General features: G+C 68.6%; 5 protein-coding genes. All 5 read left to right on the top strand.

Annotation, left to right across the window (positions count from 1 at the left end):
- On the top strand, positions 1-674 hold a 674-nt coding region (locus HZB86_10080; protein ID MBI5905873.1), incomplete at its 5' end, for an acetyl-CoA carboxylase biotin carboxylase subunit.
- A gap of 8 nt (positions 675-682) precedes the next feature.
- Positions 683-1,186: an acetyl-CoA carboxylase biotin carboxyl carrier protein subunit gene (locus HZB86_10075; protein ID MBI5905872.1), complete on the top strand. Its 504-nt coding sequence runs from the start codon at positions 683-685 to the stop codon at positions 1,184-1,186.
- Between the two features lie 9 nt (positions 1,187-1,195).
- On the top strand, positions 1,196-2,875 hold the full coding sequence (locus HZB86_10070; protein MBI5905871.1) for a methylmalonyl-CoA mutase family protein: 1,680 nt from the start codon (positions 1,196-1,198) through the stop codon (positions 2,873-2,875).
- A gap of 8 nt (positions 2,876-2,883) precedes the next feature.
- Positions 2,884-3,702, top strand: coding sequence for a biotin--[acetyl-CoA-carboxylase] ligase (locus HZB86_10065; protein ID MBI5905870.1), 819 nt, complete (start codon positions 2,884-2,886; stop codon positions 3,700-3,702).
- Between the two features lie 10 nt (positions 3,703-3,712).
- Positions 3,713-4,225 (top strand): type III pantothenate kinase (locus tag HZB86_10060; GenBank protein ID MBI5905869.1); only part of this gene is annotated, 513 nt, incomplete at its 3' end.

The following is a 4,225-nucleotide window of genomic DNA, read 5'->3' as shown; positions in this document are numbered from 1 at the left end:
GCAAGCGGAACTTCTTCTTCCTCGCGATGAACACGCGACTCCAGGTGGAGCACCCGATCACCGAGATGGTGACCGGCGTCGACATCGTGAAGGAGCAGATCCGCGTGGCGGCGGGGGAGAAGCTCGGGGTGCGGCAGGAGGACGTGAAGCAGACGGGGCACGCCATCGAGTGCCGGGTGTACGCCGAGGACCCGGAACGCGGCTTCATGCCGTGCCCGGGCACGGTCACGTCGCTGCGGATCCCGGGCGGGCCCGGCGTGCGGGACGACTCGGGGATGTACGCCGGGTTCGAGATCCCGATCTACTACGACCCGATCATCTCGAAGCTCGTCGCGTGGGGGAAGGACCGGACGGAGGCGATCGCCCGGATGAAGCGCGCGCTGGCCGAGTACGTGGTCACCGGGGTGAAGACCACCATCCCGTTCCACATCCGCGTGATGAACAACCGCCACTTCATCGCGGGAGAGTTCGACACCGACTTCATCGACAAGGTGTTCTTCAAGGAGGAGGAGGCGCGGAAGCTCGAGAACGAAGAGGTCGCCCTCCTCACGGCGGCGATCCAGCTGTTCACCGAGGAGCGCAAGCGGGCCGTGTCGCAGCAACCCGGGGGGACGGGCGGGCCCGTCTCGATGTGGAAATACTCCACGCGCCCCGGCATCCGGAAGATCGGGTAGGTGCGGGCATGAACTACATCGCGACCGTAGGGGAAAAGGACGTGAAGGTCTCCGTGGAGGAGGTCGGCGGGGCGGGATACCGGGTGTCGATCGACGGGGTGGAGCACGTGGTCGACGCGCACCCGGTGGCCGGAACCCTCTGGTCGATCCTCTACCGCAACGCGTCGTTCGAGGTGGACGTGACCCGGCTGCCGTCGGAGGAGTTCGAGGTCCTGATCCAGGGCGACTGCCACAAGTTCACGATGATGAACGAGCAGCGGCGGGCGATGATCCGGGCCGGGGGGAAGGGCGCCGCCGGCAAGGCGATGGTCACCTGCCCGATGCCGGGGAAGGTCGTGAAGCTCCTCGTATCGGTCGGCCAGGAGGTCCGGGCGGACCAGGGGGTCATCGTCGTCGAGGCGATGAAGATGGAGAACGAGCTGAAGTCCGCGCTGGGAGGGAAGGTCAAGGAGATCTTCGTCAAGGAAGGGGAGGTCGTGGAGTCGGGGGCGAAGCTGCTCCTGGTGGAATAGGGGGCGCCGATGGACGGCGGGAACGGGAAGGGGCGGAACCGGTCGGCGCGGGAACGCTGGGAGCGGGAGACCCTCGCGGATGCGATGGCGAAGTCCCCGGAGCGGCGCGCCCGGTTCGAGAGCACCTCGGGGGAGGAGATCGACCGGCTGTACACCCCGGAGCACCTCGAGGGGTTCGACTACCTGAGGGACGCCGGGTTTCCCGGCGAGTACCCGTTCACCCGGGGCGTCCAGCCCACCATGTACCGGGGACGCCTCTGGACGATGCGCCAGTACGCGGGATTCGGCGACGCCCGCGAATCGAACAAGCGGTACCGGTACCTCCTCGACCACGGCCAGACCGGGCTGTCGGTCGCGTTCGACCTGCCGACCCAGATGGGGTACGACTCCGACCACGCGATGGCGCTCGGAGAGGTCGGAAAGGTCGGCGTGGCGATCGACTCCCTCGAGGACATGGAGGTCCTCTTCGACCGGATCCCCCTGGGGAAGGTGTCCACGTCGATGACGATCAACTCCACCGCCGCCATCCTGCTGGCGATGTACGTCGCCGTCGGGGAGAAGCAGGGGGTGGCCCCCTCGGCGTTGAACGGCACCATCCAGAACGACATCCTCAAGGAGTACATCGCCCGGGGCACCTACATCTTTCCGCCGGCCCCCTCGATGCGGATCATCACGGACATCTTCGCCTTCTGCAAGGAGTCCGTGCAGCGCTGGAACACCATCAGCATCTCCGGCTACCACATCCGGGAGGCGGGATCGACCGCCGCGCAGGAGGTGGCGTTCACGCTGGCGAACGGGATCGCCTACGTGCAGGCGGCGATCGACGCCGGGATGACGGTCGACTCTTTCGCCAGCCGCCTGGCGTTCTTCTTCAACGCCCACAACAACTTCCTGGAGGAGGTCGCGAAGTTCCGGGCCGCCAGGAGGCTGTGGGCCCGCATCATGCGCGACCGGTTCAAGGCCGCGGACCCCCGCTCCTGGATGCTCCGGTTCCACACGCAGACCGCCGGCTCGTCGCTCACGGCGCAGCAGCCCGACAACAACATCGTCCGCGTGACGATCCAGGCGCTCTCCGCCGTCCTCGGGGGAACCCAGTCGCTCCACACCAACTCCCGCGACGAGGCGCTCTCCCTGCCCACCGAGGAGTCCGTGCGGATCGCCCTCCGCACGCAGCAGCTGATCGCGCACGAGAGCGGCGTGTCCGAGACGATCGACCCGTTCGGCGGCTCCTGGTGCGTGGAGGCGCTGACCACGGGCCTCGAGCGGCAGGCCGAGGAGTACATCCGCAGGATCGACCGGATGGGAGGCGTGATCCAGGCCGTGGACGCCGGGTACATCCAGAAGGAGATCCAGGACGCGGCGTACCGGTACCAGCTCGAGGTCGAGCGGAAGGACCGGATCATCGTCGGCGTGAACGAGTTCGCCGTGAAGGAGAGCCCGCCCGAGAAGCTCCTCACGGTCGACCCCCGGATCGAGAAGGAGCAGCGGAAGCGGCTCGCGTCCCTCCGCAGGCGCCGCGACGCCGCGGCGGTGCGCGCCGCCCTGGCCGACCTCGCGTCCGCCTGCCGGTGGAAGCGCAACGTCATGGGTCCGATCCTCGAGTCCGTCCGGGCGTACGCCACCCTCGGGGAGATATCCGACGTGATGCGCTCCGTCTTCGGGACGCACCAGGGGAAAGTCACGGTCTGAATCCCTCCTTGCCGATGAACGGGGAGGACCGGATCACCGCGGAGGGACTCCTCGGCAGGCTGTCCCCCGGGGGGCCCTGGTCGGACATCGTCTGTCTCGGCACGATCGAGAGCACGAACGGATCGGCGATGGAGATGGCGGAGCGTGGCGCCCCGCACGGCACGGTCGTCGTGGCCGACGGCCAGACCGGAGGGCGCGGGCGGATGGGGCGCCGGTGGCTCTCCCCGCCCGGCAGGAACATCTACGTTTCGGTGGTCCTGCGCCCCGTCCTGCCGGTCGCGCAGGCGCCGCGGCTGTCCCTCGTGGCGGGCGTCGCCCTCGCCGACGCGGTGGAGGCGGCCGGAGTCCCGGGCTCCCTCAAGTGGCCGAACGACCTGTACCTCGGGGAACGGAAGGCGGCCGGCATCCTCTCGGAGATGGCCTCCGGGGCCGGCGGCGTCCGCCACGTGGTGGTCGGCGTCGGGATCAACGTCAACCTCGGGGAGGACGAGATCCCCGCGGAGCTGCGGGGGAAGGCGACCTCGCTCCGGATCCGGGCGGGACGGTCGTTCCCGCGGGCCGGGATCCTCGCGCGGTTCCTCGATGCCTTCGGGGCGCGGTACGCCGATTTCGCCGCGGGGGGCTTCCCCGCCGTGCGCGACGGGTGGGCGCGGCGGGACTTCCTGTCCGGCCGCAGGATCCTCCTGCGATCCGGCGGCCGCGAGGAGTGGGGAGTGGCCGGCGGCGTGGACGCCGAGGGGGCGCTCCTCTTCCGGAGGGACGGAGAGGATGCCGGCGTCGCGGTGCACAGCGGAGAGATCGCGGAGATTTCCGCGGTGACGGGGTAGGGGGAAAGACATGCTCCTCGTGATCGATGTGGGGAACACGAACACCGTCCTCGGCGTGTACGAGGGCGAGAAGCTCCTCCACCATTGGCGGGTCTGGACCGACCGCGAAAAGACCAGCGACGAGTACGGAATCCTCCTGCGGAACCTCTACGACGCCAGCCACTTCTCCTCGAGGGAGATCAAGGCGATCATCATCGCCTCGGTCGTCCCGCCGCTCACGCCGACCATCGTCGACCTGTGCGAGCGGTATTTCGGTATGACGCCGATGGTGGTCGGTCCGGGCATCAAGACCGGGATCTCGATCAAGATGGACAATCCGAAGGAGGTGGGCGCGGACCGGATCGTGAACGCCGTGGCGGCGTTCGCGAGGCACCGCCGGGCTTCGATCGTCGTCGACTTCGGGACCGCGACCACGTTCGACTACGTGTCCTCGAAAGGCGACTACATGGGCGGCGTGATCGCCCCGGGCGTGAACATCTCCGCGGAGGCGCTGTTCCGGCAGGCGTCCAAGCTGCCCCGCATC

Source organism: Deltaproteobacteria bacterium, assembly GCA_016234845.1.
Taxonomy (GTDB): Bacteria; Desulfobacterota; Deferrimicrobia; order Deferrimicrobiales; family Deferrimicrobiaceae; genus JACRNP01.
This window is presented reverse-complemented; position numbering and strand designations above follow the sequence as displayed.